The organism is Borrelia sp. MN22-0132 (assembly GCF_049201035.1).
Taxonomy (GTDB): Bacteria; Spirochaetota; Spirochaetia; order Borreliales; family Borreliaceae; genus Borrelia; species Borrelia puertoricensis.
In genome coordinates this window covers 906,984-927,815 of sequence record NZ_CP138334.1, presented here as the reverse complement: position 1 = coordinate 927,815, position 20,832 = coordinate 906,984, and the positions used below count along the sequence as shown (strand labels likewise).

General features: G+C 27.3%; 24 protein-coding genes. 11 read left to right on the top strand and 13 right to left on the bottom strand.

Features of this window, described 5'->3' with window-relative positions; translation table 11 throughout:
• Positions 1-195 precede the first annotated feature (195 nt).
• Entirely contained in the window at positions 196-726 is a 531-nt protein-coding gene (locus R5397_RS04410; RefSeq protein WP_421623033.1) for a P13 family porin, read from the bottom strand.
• A gap of 484 nt (positions 727-1,210) precedes the next feature.
• Here R5397_RS04410 and R5397_RS04405 point away from each other — a divergent pair, with 484 nt between their 5' ends.
• Positions 1,211-1,798, top strand: coding sequence for a hypothetical protein (locus tag R5397_RS04405; protein WP_421622451.1), 588 nt, complete (start codon positions 1,211-1,213; stop codon positions 1,796-1,798).
• On the opposite strand, the gene R5397_RS04400 is transcribed toward R5397_RS04405, so the two are convergent.
• The 4 genes from R5397_RS04400 to R5397_RS04385 are packed head-to-tail and all read right to left on the bottom strand — an operon-like array spanning position 1,781 to position 3,796.
• On the bottom strand, positions 1,781-2,056 hold the full coding sequence (locus R5397_RS04400) for a hypothetical protein (protein WP_421622452.1): 276 nt from the start codon (positions 2,054-2,056) through the stop codon (positions 1,781-1,783). The genes R5397_RS04405 and R5397_RS04400 overlap by 18 nt on opposite strands.
• Positions 2,057-2,104: 48 nt before the next feature.
• The gene (locus tag R5397_RS04395) at positions 2,105-2,464 is read right to left on the bottom strand and encodes a hypothetical protein (RefSeq protein ID WP_421622453.1); all 360 of its coding nucleotides are present in this window, start codon (positions 2,462-2,464) and stop codon (positions 2,105-2,107) included.
• 5 nt (positions 2,465-2,469) lie between these two features.
• Entirely contained in the window at positions 2,470-3,126 is a 657-nt protein-coding gene (locus R5397_RS04390; RefSeq protein ID WP_421623032.1) for a hypothetical protein, read from the bottom strand.
• Between the two features lie 58 nt (positions 3,127-3,184).
• The gene (locus tag R5397_RS04385; RefSeq protein ID WP_421622455.1) at positions 3,185-3,796 is read right to left on the bottom strand and encodes a hypothetical protein; all 612 of its coding nucleotides are present in this window, start codon (positions 3,794-3,796) and stop codon (positions 3,185-3,187) included.
• Between the two features lie 73 nt (positions 3,797-3,869).
• Here R5397_RS04385 and R5397_RS04380 point away from each other — a divergent pair, with 73 nt between their 5' ends.
• Entirely contained in the window at positions 3,870-4,097 is a 228-nt protein-coding gene (locus R5397_RS04380; protein ID WP_421622456.1) for a hypothetical protein, read from the top strand.
• A 189-nt stretch (positions 4,098-4,286) separates the two neighbouring features.
• Positions 4,287-6,074: a phosphoglucomutase gene (locus R5397_RS04375; RefSeq protein ID WP_421622457.1), complete on the top strand. Its 1,788-nt coding sequence runs from the start codon at positions 4,287-4,289 to the stop codon at positions 6,072-6,074.
• Between the two features lie 69 nt (positions 6,075-6,143).
• Here the strand turns inward: R5397_RS04375 and trpS are convergent, their stop codons facing one another.
• The 3 genes from trpS to R5397_RS04360 all read right to left on the bottom strand — a co-directional run bounded on the left by trpS (position 6,144) and on the right by R5397_RS04360 (position 9,229).
• Positions 6,144-7,199 (bottom strand): tryptophan--tRNA ligase, encoded by a 1,056-nt coding sequence (gene trpS / locus R5397_RS04370; protein ID WP_421622458.1) that lies wholly within the window; start codon positions 7,197-7,199, stop codon positions 6,144-6,146.
• 2 nt (positions 7,200-7,201) lie between these two features.
• Positions 7,202-8,275 carry an AI-2E family transporter gene (locus R5397_RS04365; protein ID WP_421622459.1) on the bottom strand — a complete coding sequence of 358 codons (1,074 nt, stop codon included), beginning with the start codon at positions 8,273-8,275 and terminating at the stop codon, positions 7,202-7,204.
• Between the two features lie 96 nt (positions 8,276-8,371).
• The gene (locus R5397_RS04360) at positions 8,372-9,229 is read right to left on the bottom strand and encodes a hypothetical protein (RefSeq protein WP_421622460.1); all 858 of its coding nucleotides are present in this window, start codon (positions 9,227-9,229) and stop codon (positions 8,372-8,374) included.
• 102 nt (positions 9,230-9,331) lie between these two features.
• Here R5397_RS04360 and cdaA point away from each other — a divergent pair, with 102 nt between their 5' ends.
• Genes cdaA through priA form a run of 7 tightly spaced genes read left to right on the top strand, consistent with a single transcriptional unit; the run spans position 9,332 to position 15,619 of the window.
• Complete coding sequence (gene cdaA, locus R5397_RS04355) at positions 9,332-10,102, top strand: diadenylate cyclase CdaA (RefSeq protein WP_421623031.1); 771 nt, start codon at positions 9,332-9,334, stop codon at positions 10,100-10,102.
• A 3-nt stretch (positions 10,103-10,105) separates the two neighbouring features.
• Entirely contained in the window at positions 10,106-11,110 is a 1,005-nt protein-coding gene (locus R5397_RS04350; protein ID WP_421623030.1) for a YbbR-like domain-containing protein, read from the top strand.
• Position 11,111: 1 nt separating this feature from the next.
• Positions 11,112-11,489: a holo-ACP synthase gene (gene acpS / locus R5397_RS04345; protein WP_421623029.1), complete on the top strand. Its 378-nt coding sequence runs from the start codon at positions 11,112-11,114 to the stop codon at positions 11,487-11,489.
• Positions 11,490-11,492: 3 nt separating this feature from the next.
• On the top strand, positions 11,493-12,341 hold the full coding sequence (locus R5397_RS04340) for a DUF2225 domain-containing protein (protein ID WP_421623028.1): 849 nt from the start codon (positions 11,493-11,495) through the stop codon (positions 12,339-12,341).
• Positions 12,342-13,079 carry a tRNA pseudouridine(38-40) synthase TruA gene (gene truA, locus R5397_RS04335; RefSeq protein WP_421623027.1) on the top strand — a complete coding sequence of 246 codons (738 nt, stop codon included), beginning with the start codon at positions 12,342-12,344 and terminating at the stop codon, positions 13,077-13,079.
• Entirely contained in the window at positions 13,072-13,650 is a 579-nt protein-coding gene (locus R5397_RS04330) for a hypothetical protein (protein ID WP_247065104.1), read from the top strand. Before truA ends, R5397_RS04330 begins: the two co-directional genes overlap by 8 nt.
• A complete protein-coding gene (priA, locus tag R5397_RS04325; protein ID WP_421623026.1) occupies positions 13,643-15,619 on the top strand; it encodes a replication restart helicase PriA in 1,977 nt (658 codons plus the stop codon). The genes R5397_RS04330 and priA overlap by 8 nt, the downstream gene beginning before the upstream one ends.
• On the opposite strand, the gene udk is transcribed toward priA, so the two are convergent.
• Complete coding sequence (gene udk, locus R5397_RS04320) at positions 15,616-16,236, bottom strand: uridine kinase (protein WP_247065108.1); 621 nt, start codon at positions 16,234-16,236, stop codon at positions 15,616-15,618. The genes priA and udk overlap by 4 nt on opposite strands.
• Positions 16,229-16,618 carry a rhodanese-like domain-containing protein gene (locus tag R5397_RS04315; RefSeq protein ID WP_421623025.1) on the bottom strand — a complete coding sequence of 130 codons (390 nt, stop codon included), beginning with the start codon at positions 16,616-16,618 and terminating at the stop codon, positions 16,229-16,231. Before R5397_RS04315 ends, udk begins: the two co-directional genes overlap by 8 nt.
• A 128-nt stretch (positions 16,619-16,746) precedes the next feature.
• Here R5397_RS04315 and R5397_RS04310 point away from each other — a divergent pair, with 128 nt between their 5' ends.
• Positions 16,747-17,715: a YitT family protein gene (locus tag R5397_RS04310; protein ID WP_421623024.1), complete on the top strand. Its 969-nt coding sequence runs from the start codon at positions 16,747-16,749 to the stop codon at positions 17,713-17,715.
• On the opposite strand, the gene R5397_RS04305 is transcribed toward R5397_RS04310, so the two are convergent.
• From R5397_RS04305 to R5397_RS04295, 3 genes are read right to left on the bottom strand one after another with little or no spacing between them, the layout of a single operon-like run.
• Positions 17,712-18,692 carry an RluA family pseudouridine synthase gene (locus tag R5397_RS04305; RefSeq protein ID WP_247065115.1) on the bottom strand — a complete coding sequence of 327 codons (981 nt, stop codon included), beginning with the start codon at positions 18,690-18,692 and terminating at the stop codon, positions 17,712-17,714. The genes R5397_RS04310 and R5397_RS04305 overlap by 4 nt on opposite strands.
• Positions 18,693-19,163, bottom strand: coding sequence for a hypothetical protein (locus R5397_RS04300; RefSeq protein ID WP_421623023.1), 471 nt, complete (start codon positions 19,161-19,163; stop codon positions 18,693-18,695). It lies immediately after the preceding gene.
• A gap of 4 nt (positions 19,164-19,167) precedes the next feature.
• Positions 19,168-20,832 (bottom strand): diphosphate--fructose-6-phosphate 1-phosphotransferase, encoded by a 1,665-nt coding sequence (locus R5397_RS04295; protein WP_421623022.1) that lies wholly within the window; start codon positions 20,830-20,832, stop codon positions 19,168-19,170.

Sequence of the window (20,832 nt, the reverse complement as noted above, 5' to 3'; positions counted from 1 at the left end):
CTTTTAATCCTTTTTCTTCCTCTTCTAATTTACAGTCTTCCTCAACTTTCTGTCGTTCAAACAACTATAACCACAAAAGACATAATTTCAACAAAAATTTAAAAATTACATATTAAAGATATTGTTACCTTGTAATAAGGTAACAGTAAGTAAACATATTAAAAACTATACTTAATTTTATTTTACACTTTATAATCAATACTTCTTAGTAAAAGCAAGTTCAAACGACAAACCAGCATTTTCGTTAAAATTTACTTCAAATTGAGGCTTAAATCCTCCCAAGGATATACCCAATTTTTCTCGAAGTTTCCTATTATAACTAGACGCATATGTAAATGGACTTATTATCTCAACAATTCGTGTTATAAATAAAGTAATTCCACCCAAAGACACCAAGGATAATGCAAACGTTGGTGTATTCATACCTTTATATTGAGAAAAAGAATATATACCACCACCAATCAAACCAAAACCCAACATATCAAATCCTAAAATCAGTAATCCACCAGTAAGATTTCCTTGCATGAACGAACCTGTACCAAAACCCACAAAAAAATTCAATAAAAAAGGCACCAAAGTACTTTGTTTATGAATTTCATAAAGTAACAACTTGTTATCCTTATTACCTTCAGTAGCTACAGTAGCAGAAGCCATTTCATCATAACTTTGGGCAAAACTAACAACAATACAAACAAAAAGTAACATTAAAATTAATACTTGTTTCATAAAACACCACCTTACCTTCCCAAAAAAAAATGCTCAACATTATTATAACATACAAAAAATCAATAATTCTCTTACGATAAACCAAAGGTACTTTGGGTTTCTTCCTATTAATAGAAGTTTAGAAAAACATGAACGTTATTCAAAAAAGAATATTAAGAGTAGTTACTTAAAATAGAACAAATCTTTTTATAAAATCAATAATTGATATAAAGCAAAATATCATTAAATTTGAATAATTGCTGGTTCGAATTCTTTAATAATCTAAACCTTCTTGGTTTGTGATTAGATCTTAAATAACTTTTTTTACTATTTTGACAGATATCATAATATTTTATCCTAATTAAAACTTAATGCCTTATATTTAGGTTACTTAACAACAAGTTTTTTCTAAATTAAATAAAAAATTTTTACTTTTTTATATATTTCTCTAAATATGCATTATATTTTAAGATTATGAATTGTATAAATAATTTATTAGATATTTATGAAGAAAAAGAAACTTTATATTCAAAAGGAAATAAAATTGCGCTATATTAAAAAATATCTACCTTTTATTCTATTATTAAACCTTATCAACTGCAATTTATTCAATAAGGACAATATTATTAGTAATCTTAACAATAATCAAAAACAAGCTTTCATATTTTTCAAGAACTCACTTAAAAACAAACAATATTTAAAAGATTTAGAGCAAGCAAGTAAAAATTATTTAAAAGATTTAAAGACAACCAATAAAGCTCTTAATATACAAAATAAGCTTAATCAAGGACTTAACTGTGACTATGGTGATAATAAAATAGAAAAATTATTTGCTCAACTTGGAAATGAAAAAACGAAAAAATTCCTTCAACAATTACATCTTATGCTAAAAGCTATTAATGACGGCACACTTATAAGCTTTTTTTCATCATCAAATTTTAGAGTATTCAACACTTTAAGTCAAAAAAAAGAACAAGCACTACAATATATAAAGAGTCAATTATACATTGAATTTTATTTCCACAGTAATGATATTATTAACACAGAACATTTCTTCCAAAACACAATGAACTTGCTAAACATTCAAAGTTAATTTTCGATTATAACCTCTAAAAAGAGTACTATTATCAAATTTTTGTAGATTACAAATTATTAAATCAATCTGTTTTTGAATATCAATTGTATACCGAATTACTTTAATAAGTTTGTCAAAGTGTTCAATTTCATCAATACTTAATTCTCTTCTTTTTCTATATTTAAGATAGTTTTTAAATACTTGATAATTTTCGATAACAAACTCATATACAAGTAACTTAAGAATTGATTTTGATAATATTAAACAAAAATGCATACCTAAAAAATATTGGTATGCATACTCCTACTTTCCCATTCTTTCTCTTTATTCTTCCTCTTTTAGTTTTTTTTCTAGTTCTTTTCCTCTATCTAGTATCTTTTGCAACAAATTACTAATCTCTATTCCTCTTTTTTCAACCTCTATAACTGCAGCATTACTATTTTTACTATTGGTCAGTGCATTAAATATATTATAAAATTTTTCCGCTGTCATATTTTCTTTCGGCAAGTGAGAACTTCTCAGAACAAGAATATTGTGCGATGCACAACTTAACATGTAAGTATATTCATTTATTTTCTGACTAAGATTTATAAGTTCTTCCATAGTAGAATACTTATCAAAAATATGGCGATTTTTCAGGTTCCCAAAACTTCTCAATAAGGAATTGAAAGTAGCAAATGACATTCTGCCTAAAACATATTCAATAAATTTTTAATAGCAGGTTGATATCGACTATATAGCCTCATCCTATCTGATGCATACATACTATGATAATCGGACTTGAAAACACTACGAGGGGGATACATTGTATATATTGCAAATGCTAAAGCATAAATAAGATCAGAATTATACCTCATAGCTCCATAAATAATTTCTGAATTAAAACTATAGTCCCATTCTCTTATGTCAAAGATCTCATTAAAGACCAAAAACGGAAAACCTTCTCCTTCACTACTATTAACAGGTTCATTACCCTTAATATGATGTTTAAATTCATAAAGCACTTCTTTTACTTCATAAAATTGTTTTAAAGCTTGTTCTTTTGTTACTGCTATTTCATCTAGTTCAATTAAACACATATTTAAATCTATTGGATCAATTATGTCTTTTTGTTCACCTGAAGGAGGAGGAACAGGAGCAGGGGGAACATCGGGAGGAGGAAGGGGAACATCAGGGGAAGGAGGGGTAACAAAAGAAAACGGGATTGGGTTTTTACTCTCAATTACCATTCTATTCGATCTAGCTTTAAACAATTTTTGAGCTAAACTTCCTTCTTCTTTTATTTTTGCATTGTGACCACAACTTATCACAAACACAATAAAAAACATCATACTTACTCTTACCATTAAAATTCTCCTTTTTTTTTTTAATTTATAAAAGTTCTAACTATTAAATTTAAAAAATTTAACTATTATTATTCAGCATATCATCAACATTAAGAACCAATCTTTGTTTCTCTCTTATAACCAAACCTCTATTCATTAAATCTGATAGATAATTCCTTATTCTATAATACGATAAATTCGTATCCCTCTTAATATCCCTCAAAGACTTTATGGTACGATTATCATATTCCAAATTAGATGCAATAAATTCAAGTGATTCATCAACACTTTTAGACGGTTTTTTATTCTCTACTACACTAGGAATGCGACTACCTTGTATCTTTTTAACCTTACCTCTTGTAGGTAATGGAACAGAGTGTAATAACTTTTGTTCATAAAACTTATGATAAGCATTCTGTATTATACAAAATACCATTGCTAAAAATATATCTAGACACACAGACAATAATAGTAATGAATAAACAAAAATTATATTAAGATAATCATCACGAGCAATAACAACAGATGTCCCATTCAAAACATTAGCCGCTTTAATGCGATTATTATTTATAGCTGTTGTTTCAATCAAATTACCAAGTTTAAAACGCAAATCCCTTAAAGATTGTAAATGCTCATCCCTTTGATTAAACAAAATCTTATTCTCTTTGGTTGCATTCTCAATTTCTCTCATGTAATAATTATAGGACTTGTAACACAATCTGTAAGTTCATGGATGAGTTTTGAGAGTTTTTTTAGCTTGATGTTTGAAGATACTATTAGGTATACTTAGGTATACTGTTGCAAGTATTAAAAAAAGTCAAGGAGAAAAGGAAGAAGGGCTTCGTAAGCTACTCTCTAGTAAAGAGAGAATAATTGAAGGTGAAATATCTAGTATTGATATTAAGATAAAGAATAATAATGATCGTATAGAATTTGCCAAGAATAAACATTTGAGCTTAGATTATACATATAAAACTATGAAGCAAGATTAATACAAATAATTGCTACTCTCTCTAAGAACGCAAACACTGAAGCCCTAGACACACCTTCAACCACACGCTTCCTTAGTAAATATAAGAAAAGCAATAAATAATGTCTATTGTAATAGAATATGTTACTATAATCATAGTACTACAAATAAAGACAAATATTAAATAAAATATACTAATGAACAGAAAAATATGCTAAAAGGGTATACATTAAATATGACAAATCTAAGAGATGCTATTAATGAAATGATACTTTCTCATTCAGGATTTAGAAAGATATTTGCAAAATCAAAAAATGAAAATTCAATAGAATATGAAATAAATGATGACGACAAAATATTGGTTGCTCTTATAACCTTTACAATATCAAATTATTTTAAAGATAAACCAAGAAAATACATCAATGTTGGATTAGATTCAAGAGCAACAGGAAATATAATCTCAGAGATAATAATTAAAACCTTAATTTTAAATAATAACAGTGTAAATTTTTTTGGAATACTCCCAATACCAGAAATCTTAGCCTATACAAAAGAAAATCAAAATTCAAAAGGATTTATATACATTTCTGCCAGTCATAATCCTACAGGATATAATGGCATTAAAATTGGATTAAATGATGGAGGCGTGCTAAATTCAAATGAAACAAATAAAATAATACGTCAGATCAGATTCAACATTGAAAATGAAACTTTAATAAACAATCTAATAACAGGCTTACAAAAGTTTAATACCAATGCTATGCAATTAAAAACATATGAAGCAATTATCACTTCACAGGCTAGACATAAAACACAATCTTATAACTCATATAAGTCATTAATGCAACAAATAATATATTCAGATACACATAATCAAAAAAACATTGACATACTAAAAAAAACTATAAAAAAAGAACCTATAGGAATCATAGGAGAGATGAATGGTAGTTCTCGCATTAACTCAATTGATAGGGAAATGATTGAATCTTTGGGAATAAAATTGGAATTTCATAACACAGAAATTGGTATCTTTAAACATGGAATGACTCCTGAAGGGACATCTTTAAACATGTGCAAACAAATATTAGAACAAAAATTTAAGAATGACAATTCTTTCAAATTAGGATATGTCCCTGATTGTGATGGAGACAGAGGCAATTTGGTCGCAATTTTAAAAAAAGAACAAGCGAGTATCATTACACCACAAAAAATATTTGCACTCTCAGTACTCTCAGAGCTTAGCTATCTTTACCATACGGGAATTAAAGACAATTTAGCTGTCGTAGTTAATGATGCAACCTCACTAAACATTGAAAAAATAGCCTCGTTATTTAACACAAAAGTTTATAGAGTGGAAGTTGGTGAAGCTAACTTAACAGAAATGGCTGACCTTTTACGAAATAAAGGATTAATAGTAAAAATTTTGGGAGAAGGATCAAATGGGGGAAATATTACATACCCTTCAAAAGTAAGAGACCCACTAACAACTCTCTTTAGCATCATAAAATTGCTTAAAATCAAAAATCTTTACAAAATATGGTGTTCAATATCTAATAATTCATATAATGAACACTATACTCTTGAGGACATATTAAAGACAATCAATTTTTATAGCAATGTAGAAGTATCATCAGAAAAAGCCATGCTTAAAATAAAAGCAAAAAATCAAGAAATACTAAAAACCAACTACGAAAAATTATTAGAAAAAGAATTCAACAATAATACCGTATTACAAAAACTACCAATACATAATTATGAAATTATAAATTATGAGGGTATCAAACAAACTCTATCTAGAACAGGTGACTCATCAGGAGGGCTTAAAGTTTTATTTAAAAATAATAAACATGAAATAATTGCTAGTTTATGGTTCCGTGGCTCAAAAACGGAACCAATATTTAGAGTATTAAGTGAGGTCATATCTGAACATAATGATTTACTATATCCTCTCTTAGATTTTCATACAGATTTAATACACTCGGCTAACTCTTTAACCTAATTAACATACAGAAATTATGACACAAAATTCAAACAAATTGATTTCTTATGGTTAATTACGCGGTACAACTTACATACTTGGATTATTTTTTAAAATTTTCTCTACATTTCTTCTAACCCCATTCCACGTCTTTGATATACCCATTAAATTTTTAGCATTTTTTATAACTTCTACTGCAACTTTTCTAGTTTTACTTGTCCCTTCAAATATTATTTCATCAATATAACCCTTTTTAGCTTTAAAAAATTTTCTTCTCTCTCTAATTGGTATTAAAAATTGATTTAAAACCTCAAAAAGCCTCTCTTTAACTTCAACATCTCCAATTGTACCCTTCCTATACCTAGTTTTAAACTCATAAAGCTCATCAATATTACTATTAAAAAGATCATGATAAATAAAAACAGGATTACCATCAACTTCTCCTGGTATATCTGCTCTCACTCTTTTTGGATCTGTAAACATAGACATAACTTTCTTACGCAATAATTCCTCATCATCACTTAAAAATATCGCATTACCAAAACTTTTACTCATCTTAACCTTGCCATAAATTCCCACAAGAGCCTGAGAATCTGTAAAGACAGCTTCAGGGATTGGAAAAAAATCTCCATAAAGATAATTAAATTTCCTAGCAAGTTCTCTTGTAAGTTCAATATGAGCCTCATTATCACGTCCAACTGGAACTAAATTAGCCTTTGTCATCAAAATATCCGCACTCATAAGAACAGGATAACCCAAAAGTCCATAAGGAATCTCAGATAGTCCAGCAGCAATACTCATGTCCTTGATACTAGGAATCCTTTGCAAACGATTAACCATTACAATCATTGACAGCACTAAATTTAACTCTAAAAGCTCAGGTATAGCTGATTGCAAATAGATATTAACTTTTTCAGGATTAATCCCACACGCCAAATAATCCAAAACCATTTCTCTAACATTAACAGATATTTCATTAATGCTTTTTAAATCTGGTTTTGTAGTAAGAGTATGCAAATCCGCTATAATAATATAAGTCTCATATTCCTCCTGATACTTTAATCTATTAACAATAGACCCAACATAATGCCCTAAATGAAGAGAGCCTGTAGGTCTATCCCCTGTAAGCATAACTTTTCTCTGCAAACCTAACTCTCCTTATTATTATCAACACTTAAGATCTTTGAACCACTTAAAAACACAGAAAAAGGTTTTAAACACACTATATTATCTACTATTACTTTTATAATCACTGTAAAAGGATAGGCTATTAAAAGTCCCACAATACCCCAAAGCCATCCCCAAAAGAAAAGAAAACAAAGCAACAAAAAAGGAGAAAGATCAAGCCTATGTCCTTGCATCTTAGGCTCAAGAATATTCCCAATCAACATTTGAACAAATGTATTATATATAAATATATAAAAAACCAAATTTAAATTAGGATAAAACTGTACTAAAGCAGCTATCACAATAAAAAAAACTGCTAAAATTGAACCTATACTTGGAATAAAATTAAAAACAAATGTAAGAACGGCCCATACACGAGGAAAATCTTGTCCAAACAACTTTAAACCTATAAACACTAAAAACCCTGTAAGACAACTAACAAAGAGCTTTATTCCCAGATACTTACTAATCTGATTATTTATTGTACTTAAAGCCTCAATAAATATACTCGAAACAGATTGTTTAAAAGCATTTTTAACCTTGATATCAAAAATGTGTATTTCTGATAGTAAAAAATATAACAATAAAAATAATACAACCAAACTACTTGCAAATCCAATAATCTCATTAGATATCCGAGTTAAAAAAGGATAAATATATTTAGAAAAATCTATATTGCTAATAATATCACTATCTAACTTATATTTTTCAAGAATATCTACCATAATAAAAATTAACTGCTTCTGATAATAAGGTAATTGATCAATTAATACAGTAACACTATAATAAACAAAACTAAAAACCAAATAAGAAAATGAAAAAAGAACAAAAAAAATTACAAAAACTATTAAAACTCTTGGGATCTTTAGTTTTTTAAGAAAAGTATAAATGGGATATACCAAAAACCCAAGAACCACCGCAATAGCTAAAGGTTTAAATATTGTTTGTGCTATTTTTAAAATAGCAATTAACATTACAATCAAAGCTACAACATAAAACACAGACTGTAATTTAACAAACTTTAATCTATCAGTTGATTTTAGCTCTAAAGACATCTCATTGCTCCTTCAATATATCTTAATTATTATGAAAAATATTTAAAAACAAAATCAATATTCACTCACGAATATTTGCCAAAATTTAAAATCAATTTATATATTTAAATGAATCTTTTCCATTATCCAATTATATAACTTAGTTCCCTTACTATAATTAGCTTCGGCTAAATCCCCTACTCTTTTCTCTTTAACTAGCCTCTTAGCATTCTCAGCATTGCCATGATAAACCGTCAACGTATTTTTATAATGATTTAAGCTGTTATTCAAAATTTCAAAGGCTGGAATATCATTAAAACCATCTGCAATATAAAACATATTTTCAAAAGGAATCTCTCTTCTACCTTTAGGAATCCTCTTATTAATTTTATCATAAGATCCCTTATTTAGCTCGAAAATTACCCGGGTTTTTATTGTATGATCTACGAAATAACATACGCTACTTAAAACAACATTTTCTGAAAATTTATTATCTAAATTCTGATAAAAAGGCATAAGGTATGTGTCTATAAATTCACAAGCCCAAACCTTAGTAACATAAGGAGCAATACTACTGCCCAAAATCATCTGCCTAAAACCACTTGAAACAACATAAATATTTATCACAGTAGCTGATTTCTTTAAACTTCGATTTATTTCATCGATTTCTTTAAACAAAGAAAGAACTCCTTCAAAAAATCTCAATTTTGAGCCCAATTCAAATAATATTTTATTATTTAAGCCTTTAAAAATACCTTCCCTGACATATGTTAAAAAATGTGACAAATATATCATTTCATTAGCAATAATATTACAATGATTTTTATTATAAGTAATAGATAAATTTTCAACTTCATTCCAAAATAAACTAGCATCAACATTATACTCATCAAAAAGTACCTGTTGCATATTACCATAAATTAAAGTGTCATCAAAATCAAATATCAAAGCTATAATCTTTTCTTTTCTACCCATAAACAAAAAATAAATTTAAATTAACATTAACTCGTATTATAATATATACTTATATATGGTAAGATAATACCATATATAAGTATATATTGAATAAAAATGATTATGATAGATATAAGTAGTATAAATCAAATAAAAGATATTACATCTAAAGTATTAGATATAAGTTTAATCAGCATTTTAGTTTATTATATCTATAAAAATGTCATTAATTCTTATTCTGTAAATTTACTCAAAGGAATGATCATCATTACATCTATTGGTATCGTATCTTATTATTTCAACTTATACACAATAAATTGGCTATTAAATTACATAGCAAACATATTGCCAATTGCAGTGCTTATACTATTTCATCAAGAAATAAAAAAAATAATTATGCAAATTGGAAATTTTAATTTATCTTTTAAACTTGCAAATAACAAAGAAGAAACTACCAAAACTATTGTCGAGATAATAAAAGCAGTTAAACATTTATCAGAAAATAAATCTGGTAGCTTAATCTGCATAGAAAAAAAAATACAATTAGATCAAATAATAAATAAAGGCATAAAATTAGATTCAATTATATCTAATGAAATATTAATATCAATTTTTGATTATGAAACACCTTTACATGATGGAGCAGTAATAATTAGCAATAACAAAATAGTTTATGCTAGTTCTTTTCTACCATTATCTAATGTCGAATCTATCAGCAAAACCTTTGGAACAAGACACAGAGCAGGGCTTGGAATTTCTGAAAATTCAGATGCAATAACAATAATAACATCTGAAGAAACTGGTTCTATTTCACTCACACAAAACGGAAAATTAGAATATAATTTAAGCTTAAATGAAATCAAAAAAAAATTAAATCTTGCATTAATAGAATGAATAATGATTATAACTAAAAAACTCATGAATATAATAAAATTATTATTTGAAGATTGGCAAAATAAAGCTATTTCTATCCTAATAGCTATTATTATGTTCACGACATCTTACTTTAATAGTATAGAATCAATCACAATAGAAAAAAAAATTAATATTTTATTAGAAGATGAAGTTACATTAGGTAAAATACCTGATTTTAATAAACTGTTACTTACAGTCAAAATCAACAAAAAAGACTTAAAATATTTAGATCTTGACCGAATAACCTTATTAGTTGAAGCCAATAACATAAAAGAAGCTGGTGAATATGAACTGCCAATAAAGATCAAAAACTTTAATCCCATACCTATTGTTGAATATAAGCTTTCAAAAAATAAAATTACACTAAACATTGATAAAAAAATCTCAAAATTAGTCAAAGTTGAACCCAAATTTAAATTACTTGAAAAAGAGGATAAAGAGGGTAAAGGGGAATATTTCATTGCCAAATATAATATAGTACCTGAAAAATTAAAAATACATGGTCCTGAAAAAGTAATCAAGACAACAAACTCAATCAAAACCAAAATAAAAGAACTCGATATAAATACTGTATTTATTTCAGAACACCTAGAAGTAATCTCTCCAAACCCACTAATAACGCTTGACAAAAATCACGTAATAGTCAATATTACACTAGGTAAAAAATATATACATACAACAATAAAAAACCCAAATTTAATTTTCAATAACCTAAAAAATGGACTGGAAATAAAAAACAAAGAAAAAATCTTAGACCCAGAAAATGAGATGTTTATTAAGATAAGAAGCGGACTCTCAGAAAAGATAATTAAAATGCATATAGCTAACAAAAATATTAATCTCAATCTCGATTTAAGTCAAATTGCAACTCCTGGAATTTATAATATTAACACAGATATAATACTTAAAAATAACACTAATGGCATAGAAGTGTATGAATATGAACCCAAAACAATAAAGATTGAAGTAATCCCAACAGAGCAATAAAATGACGAAATCAATAGGATGTGATATAATAAAAGTTACAAGATTTAATCGTTTTTTACAAAATAGAAAAAAATTAGAAAGATTTTTTACACAAAGAGAAATTGAAAATTCAGAAATGAAAGGACAAGGGGCTTTAGAAAGTTTAGCTGGTAAATTTTCAGCAAAGGAATCATTAATCAAAGCGCTAAGCCCACTAATAGATATCAAAATAAAATATTCACTTAAAGACATTGAAATTATAAGCTTACCAAAAGGTAACATAATATTTAAATTACACAATGATATTAAAACTTTGATTAACCAAATGAACTTAAAATTATACTTGACAATTTCACATGAAAGGGAGTATGCTATTGCGTTTGTAATAGTAGAGAATTAATTTATGAAAAAAATATCATATTTGACAAAATACGAAATTGAATGTCCTTTATGCAAACACAAATTTAGGAAAGAAGAACTATTAACAGGAAGTAGCAGATTAATAGCTGGGGAGTTAAAAGTTGATTTAAAGAGAGAGTATATAAAAAATGAAAAATATGGCAACATTTATCCCAGGATATATTCAATAACAGTATGTCCCAATTGTTATCTGGCTGCATTCCCAAATGAGTTCAATGCAATAGCACTTATTAACAACAGAATAAAACAAATTCTAATCATCCGTACTGATGAACGTAAAGAAATAAAATCAATTTTTGAAGACAACCTAAATTTTAATGAACCAAGAAGACTTCAAGAAGGAGCTGCTAGTTATATCCTTGCTATAATGTGTTATGAACATCTGGATAAAACTCATAATCCAACTTTTAATCAAGCAAAATGTGCAATAAGATCGGCATGGATTTTTGAAGATCTAGACAAAGAATATCCAAATCAAAACTATAACTATTTGCAAAAAATATTTTATCATAAAGCAGCATACCTTTATAAATTAACAATCGAAAAAGAGCAAAATAATTCAGAACCAATTAACGCTGAAATAGTATTTGGTCCTGATACAGATAAAAATTATGGATATGACAGTGTTTTATACCTATCAAGTTTACTAGAATATTTTTATGGTAATAAAGAAGATAAACAATACAGATACAATCAATTAACTGAGATAAAAACTCTACTATCTAAAATAACCGGAATGGGAAAATCATCAAAAGAAAAACCTTCAATACTTTTAGATAAAATAAAAGAAGTTTATTTTAAAATTTCAAAAGAAATAAAAACTTTTAAATAAATGAAAAAAGTACTTGCAGAAATAACATATGACGGTTCGCCATATTATGGATTTCAAATCCAACCAAAAAAACCAACAATTCAAGGAGAAATTGAAAAGGTATTAGAGAAAATAAGTAAAACAAAGATTAAAATTCATTCAGCAGGAAGAACAGATAAAGGAGTACATGCAAGAGGACAAATAATATCTTTTTATATAAAAATAAATATTAAGCTTAAAAAGCTAAAGACAGCAATAAATTCCCTATTAAAGGATGATATTAGAATAATAAAATTAAAGTACGTAGAAGATAAATTTCAACCTAGATTTGATGCCAAGGGAAGAAAATATAGCTATTATATACTCAACAATGAAAAACACTATCCTTGGGAAGGATATCAGGCTTATTATGTAAAGAAAAAATTAAATATTAATAGACTAAATGAAATGGCTAAAATGCTAATTGGAATACATGATTTTACTACCTTTGCATGCAAAAGAGACCAAACAAACTCAAAATTGAAAGAAATTTATTCTGCTAGATTTAAGAAAAAAAATAAATTTATAATCTTTGAAATAATAGGATCCTCATTTTTATGGAAAATGGTAAGATCAATAGTAGGAGCAATGATCGATATAGAGATAAAAAATGAACCTGTTGATACTTTTAAAAAAATTTTAAACTCAAAAAATAGAAAATTTACAAGAAAAACAGCACCTGCTAAAGCTTTATTTTTAGATAAGGTTTTTTATGAATAAAAGCAAATTGCTTAAAAAATTGATACTTCTCAGAATACTTAAAAACAATATATCGGAAAATATTTATAGCAAACAAGAAGAATTTGAGAAACTCAAAAATCAAATAATTAAAGCTAGAAACATAAAAATTTTAAAACACACAGAACAAAAAGATACAAAAGAAAATAATAGATTAATAAAATCAATAGGATACAAAATAAATAAAAATGACAAAAAAAGTTTATTAATAATATATATAGATAAAAAACATCTAAATCAAAATGCAAAAATAATAGTAAAAAAATGGTGTGAAAGTATTAAAATATTAAATTACAAAATAATAGATAATCCTAACACTTTAACATTAGAGATTAACAACCAACAACCTAAAGCAATTCTTGCATGTGAAGAAGTAGCATTATTCTTAAACCAACACTTAAGAATCCAAATTGTGAGAGGATTTGAATTAAACTTTAAAGGAATTCCAATAGTATTTACATATCTCCCTAAAAACCAATTAACAAATCCAGAACTCAAAAAAGAAATCTGGCAAGACTTAAAAATCATAAAAGGTATAATAAAATATGGATAAAAACTCAGAACACAATTTTTACTATGAAATTGCGTTTAATATTCCCGTAAATAGACTTTTTTTTTATAAGTACAACTTAAAATTAGAAACAGGAATAAGAGTAATAACAAATTTTAATGGAAAAGACACAATTGGAATAATAATTAAAAGATATGCCAAGGAAGAACTTAGGGAAAATTTCACGTTTGAAATAAAAGATATAATAAAAGTCATTGACGAGAATGCAATAATAATAGAACATAACATCAATCTTGCACACTGGATTAGTCAAAAAACATTTTCTGGATTTGGAGAAACTCTATTTTGTGGATTACCTAAAATTTCAACTTCAAATAAAGAAATAAAAAATAATGACAATAAAAATTTAAGCTATAAACTACCCATTCAATTAAATGAAGAACAAAATAATATTTATAAAGAAATTATTGAATCAAACATACAAAATACATTTTACTTATTTGGTGTCCCCGGCTCTGGAAAAACAGAAATATTTATTAAACTATGCGAAAGCTATTTGGAACAAAAAAAACAAATAATTTTCTTAATTCCCGAAATTTCTCTGGGCTATCAAATAATTCAAAGGATCAAATCAAATCTAAGTACAAATAAAGTCTATGAATATAACTCAAAAGTATCAAATTCAATGAAAACCTTAATATGGAATAAAGTCAAGAATGGAGAAAATTTAATTATAATTGGTGTTAAGAGCGCATTAATGTTGCCATTTAAGAATTTAGGGTTAATAATAATGGACGAAGAACATGAATACACATATAAATCTGAAAATACTCCAAGATTTCATTCAAGACACATAGGATTTTTTCTACAAAGCACATTTAATGCCAAATTTGTCATGGGAAGTGCAACCCCATCACTTGAAGCATATCTTGCTATGGAAAATAATCAAATAAAAAAAATGGTTTTAAAAAATAAATTTTTTGAAAGAACATTCAAAGAACTTAAAATAATAGACATGAATAAAGAAAGCCAAATAATATCTTCAGAATTGCTTTACAGCATACAAAAAAGTTTAATTGATAAAAGACAAGCACTAATATTTATCAATAAAAGAGGATATTCAAAAACACTTGAATGCAAGATCTGTGAATATATAATTTACTGTCCACATTGTTCTTTCAATTTAATTTACCATAAAAGCGAAAATAAGCTCATCTGTCATTACTGTAATTACAAAACAAAAATAATAAACAATTGTCCTAATTGTAACTCACAAGACATCATATACAAAACACATGGGATTCAATTTATTGAAAGAGAATTAAAAAATTTTTTGCCGAATGCAAGAATAGCAAGAACAGACTCTGATCTTAATAAAAAAGAAATTATTCAATCAATAAATGCATTTGAAAATGGACAATTAGATATCTTAATTGGAACACAAATCATTGCAAAAGGTTTTAATTTTAAACAGATCAAAACACTAGGTATCATTAATGCAGATATTGGAATGGGTTTGCCTGATTTTAGAAGCAGTGAAAGAATTTTTGCAATAATTTCACAAGTACTAGGCAGAGCTGCAAGATTCCAAAGTGATAATACAATTATTATTCAAACAAAAAATCCGGATTATTATCCTATAAAATACGCATATGAGGGCAAATATGAAGAATTTTATAAAGAAGAAATAAAAATTCGAAAAGAATTAAATTACCCTCCTTTTAAAAAAATTATTAGAATAGTAGTTAGAAGCAAAAAACAAGAAGCTGCTAGACATAAATGTTTAGAATTTTTTGAAATATCTAAAGAATTATTAAATGATAAAATCGAATATATTGGCCCATCAAAAGCACCCATGTCAAAAATATCCAAACACTATAGGTATAACATAATATATTTATCAAAATCATTCAATTTACTTGAAAAGCTAATACGTTACACAAAAGAAAAAATAAAATTAACGAGAGATACGTATATTGAAATAGATTATTACCCAATTTCATTGCTTTAAAAAAAACCTGAACTCTCTTTCCCAAGAGTCCTTAAGAAAGATGAGAGAACATAAAGGGCTTTATCATTATGTCCTCCTTCAGGAATAATAAGGTCAGCATATTCCTTGGTAGGTTCTATAAACCTATAATATCCTGCCCTAGTAGTATTTAAATACTGTTCAATAACGGATTTCAATGTACGCCCTCTCTTAGACATATCTCGTTCAAGTCTCCTAATAAATCTAATATCGTTAGGCGTATCAATATATATCTTTAAATCTATCAAATTGCGCACTCTCTCTTCAACAAAAATCATAATACCTTCAACAATAACAACAGGGGTTGGAACTATTTCAACGGTTTCATCTTTTCTTTTATGATTAATAAAATCATAAAGAGGCATATGAATTAACTTATTTTCTTTTAGTTTCTTTAAGTGCTTATAAAACAAATTATTATCAAAAGCATCTGGATGATCAAAATTAACATCTAAAAATTCATATTCATAATCACCGACACTTTTATAATAATTATCTTGCGATATAAGAACAAATTCAGGAATAACTTCACTAATTTTATTAACAACTGTAGTTTTCCCACTCCCAGATCCACCTGTTATTCCGATAATCTTAACCATTAACCTCTTCTTTAGAACTAGGCAATTTAGGCATATTTTTTAAAGTTCCTGCAACAAATACATTATTAAAGCCTAATCCTTTTAAAATTTTCTTAGCCTCAATAGATTTGTTAAAACTTTTACCATAAATTATTATTTGAGTTTCAATATTACCTAACTTATCTTTTTTAGCAAACAAATCCTTAAAAGGAATATTGATTGATTTTGCATAATGAGATTTACTATACTCTTTAGGAGATCTAATATCTAATATTTTTGCACCATTTTTAATTTTTTCCAGTAATACCAAATTAGTTCTTTTCATCTTTAAAACAATAAAGAACCAAATATAAAAAAAGAGAAAAACCATCAAGCATATAAGCTTTATATAATTAACAATCATATCTTTTATAAAACAATAATATCAAAAAAAAAGAAATAAATGCAATAAAATTGAATTGTTTTTTAGTAAAATTAATATAAAATTCAAGTAAATCAATGATTTTATACTAAAGAGTAAGTAATAAAAAAATGAAAAAAAAAAGGAATAAATGGACTAGAACAAAACAAAAGATTAAGTTCATTGTATTAAAAATACTGAGAAAACAGCTAAAGAATATTCTCAAAGATCCAAAATTAATACTGATTAGCACATTGCAAATAACAACTGGTTCACTTTTAATGGCAATATCCACAAACATTCTATACATACCACACGGACTTTTAAGTGGTGGCATTGCAGGAATTGCACTTATGCTGCATTACCTCTTAAACTTTAATCTAGGACTTACAATCTTCATATTAAACATTCCTTTATTCATTATTGGAATCAAGTTCTTAAATATAACATTTGTAATTCAAAGCTGGATCGCAATGGCTCTATACTCACTCATAGTCAATTATTCACAATTTTTACAATACAAAATGCAAATAAATGATATGATACTTGTATCAATTTTAGCAGGTCTAATATCAGGTCTTGGACTTGGTCTAATCTTTAGAGCAAAGGGATCATCAGGTGGTACAGACATTGTCTCCATGATAATTAAAGAAAAATATTCAATTAGCATTGGAACTACAAATTTCCTCTTTAACCTTGCAATATTACTAATTGCAGCAGTATTTTTCAATATTGAAATTGCCCTTTACACCTTAATTGCTTCATTTGTAACAGCTATAATGACGGATAAGACAAGTACAGGATTTGGTAATCAAAAAGCAATACTTATTATCTCAGATAAAGGAAAAGAAATATCTTATTTGCTTACCAATAAATTAAAAGTAGCAGCTACATTACTTGATGGAAAAGGTGCTTGGGCTGGAAACGATAAAACTATAGTTTTCATAGTAGTTCCTACAATGCGTATGTCCAGAATCAAATATATTTCTCAAAAAGTTGACCCTAACTGCTTTATTACAGTACTCAACACAAATGAAATAACTGGAGGAAAAAAAATTATTGAATCACCAATTATAAATAAATACGATACTACAACTTAAAACTTATCTAAAAACACAATAAAATCATTAACAAGCATACTTAACGTCTCTTTATCATAAAATATCGACAAAAAATCAATGAATCTTTGTGGAAATGCTGAAATAAATTTTTTCAAAGAACATTCTTCAATATTAATTTCAAGTTTGAAAGCATGAAGCATCAAAGACATTTCTTTAAACTCTTTATCCAATCTAGCATAAATACTATCTCCTAATATTGGATGATTTAAATGCTTCATATGAACTCTTAATTGATGAGTACGTCCTGTTTTAGGCTTTAAAGCTACCAAGGAATAATTGCCTATACTAGCCAATACTCTATACTCAGTTAATGCTCTCTTTCCCCTATTATCATGCACGCTAAATCTTTTTCTATCATGTCTATCTCTATCTATAAAAGTCTCAATAATACCAGAATCAATTTTAAAATTTCCTTTAACAACTGCAATATAAACTTTCTTCACAAATCTTTCCTTAAACTGTCCAGATAAGAAATTTAAAGTTTTCAAATTTTTAGCACAAATCATCACACCAGATGTTTCTTTATCTAACCTATGTACAATTCCGGGTCTAATTTTATCCTCCTGAAAACTATCTCTTAAACCCGAGATATGATATAAAAGAAAATTTACAACAGTATTCTCCAAGCTAGATATACCAGGATGACTTAAAATACCTTGGGGTTTATCCACAACAATGACATTTATATCTTCATAAAGAATACTAATAGACAAATTCAAAGGTCTTAAATATTCCCTTAAATTAATTTCTTCATTAAACTCTATTAATATTTTATCATCCACAAAAACGGGTCTTGATAATTTTATCGCAACAAAAACACCATCATGATATCTAAAAGCTTTTACCTCTCTTTTCTTAATTTGACTTCTAGTAAAAAGACATAAATCTTCAGATAAATAAATATCCAGTCTTTGAGAATCTTTCCTTATAATAAACTCTTTTTGAAATTTTTTCATCTAATAACCAAAACAATCAATCAAGGCAATTATTAAAGATATTGCTAAACCAGCTGATGCTGAAATCATAAATTTTTTAAAAGTTTCATCTTTTGAAAGCCCAAAACCACTTGAAAAAGGATATGGAAAATTTTTCCCCTCCATATTATTAAAATAATAAGATAAATCAAAACAATACAAACCTATAAATAACGCTATAGGAAAAGTGCCAACACTTATTGCTGAAAATCTAAATAATTTCTTACCCCAATTAGAATTAATAGTTTTTTCTATGTTTAAATCTTTATTTTCTTGAACATCTTTATAAAAAAAATCATCATCAGATTTAAGCCTCACAAAAACTTCACTACTAAAATCAATATTATTTTCGCTGGAGGAAATTTTATCTCGCAGCGAAAATTTATAATAATCCAAAGAATTTGAATAAAGAATAAAAACATTAAAAAGCAAGAGCAAAAATCTAATCATCAATATTTTAATTTTCCAATTCTAATTGCAATGTTAAAGTAATTTCATCAACAAGCTCAGAAATACCAAAATATTGAATAGGTCCTGGGAAAACATATAAATTATTCACAGCCCATTCTTCACGATTTTTCACAAACTCATTAAAAGGCGCTCCTTTCAAATCAACAAGGGCCTTCTTAATAACTGGTTTAGCAACACCATATCTCTCTTCCATATTCATCATCATTGTTAAAGGTACTCCACCTGCAAGCCATTCAGTAGCATTTTTATTTAAGTTTTTAATACTAGACATATAACCTGTTAAGCCATTTAAAACAAGGATTGCAGCATTATATCCCAAACTATAACAATAATCACTATCAAAATTGGAAGGAGCAACACTTCTACCCTCATAGCCAAAAAAATGATTAATAGGAACAAATTTACCACTATATTCACCTATTTTTCTCAACTCTTCTAATCTAACATTAACCATTTCCATAAATAGTTTCTCAGTAGGAACTCTTGACACATTAAAGTTACCATGGGGATCTCTCTCTAAAACAGAATTTACAAGTTCAACTTGAATAAATAAAGGCAAAGATACATATACTTCCCTCATATAACCACTAAGCTTAGAGATAAAAATTTTTCGTACATCCTCAACATCTAATCCCTTAAACTCACTTTCATTACTGTCAAATATGCTGCACAACTCAATCATCAAAGATTTAACTTCGGGAATGAATTCAATAACACCTTCAGGTACTATAACAACACCAAAATCATATCCTTTCAAAGAACGTTTGACTACAACAGAAGTTATGTCTCTTACAAGCTCCGATAAAGTTTTCTTCTTTGCTAAAATTTCTTCAGATATAATGCAGATATTAGGACGTGTCTTTAATGCACACTCAAGAGCAACATGAGATGCACTTCTTCCCATAAGCTTCACAAAATGCCAATATTTCCTAGTTGACATAGCATCACGACATAAATTGCCTATCATTTCAGAATAAGTCTTAGTAGCAGAATCAAATCCAAACGAAATCTGAATATGTGCATTTCTCAAATCAGCATCAATTGTTTTTGGAATACCAATAACTTGAACATCATGACGTTTTTTCTTAAAAAATTCTGCCAATAAAGCCGCATTGGTATTTGAATCATCTCCACCAATAACAATAAGAGCATTAAGATTATTTTTAAGAACAACTGACAAAGCCTGTTCATATTGAGTATCGGTCTCTATTTTAGTTCGACCAGAAGATACAATATCAAACCCCCCTGTATTTCTATAAGAATCTATTAAATCTTGTGTAATCTCAATTTTTTTATCCTCTAATAAACCTGAAGGTCCACCTTTGAACCCAAAAATTTTTGAATTCGGATTAGATTTTTTTATCGCATCAAAAATGCCAGCAACAACATTATGCCCTCCAGGAGCAGGTCCACCAGAGAGAATTACTCCTACATTCAAAACCCTTGTAAAATCCACATTTGAAGAACCTTGGATAAAATTTACAACTGGAAACCCATAAGTATTTTTAAAAATTTCTCTTAAAGCATCTCTATCTTCAAGGGCTTCTGTTTTTTCACCAAAAACCACACTAATATTTTGAAAATCATTTTCCAAAATTTTCGGCAGTTTTGGAACATATTTATATCTTTCTTTTTGAAAAACTGACATCAT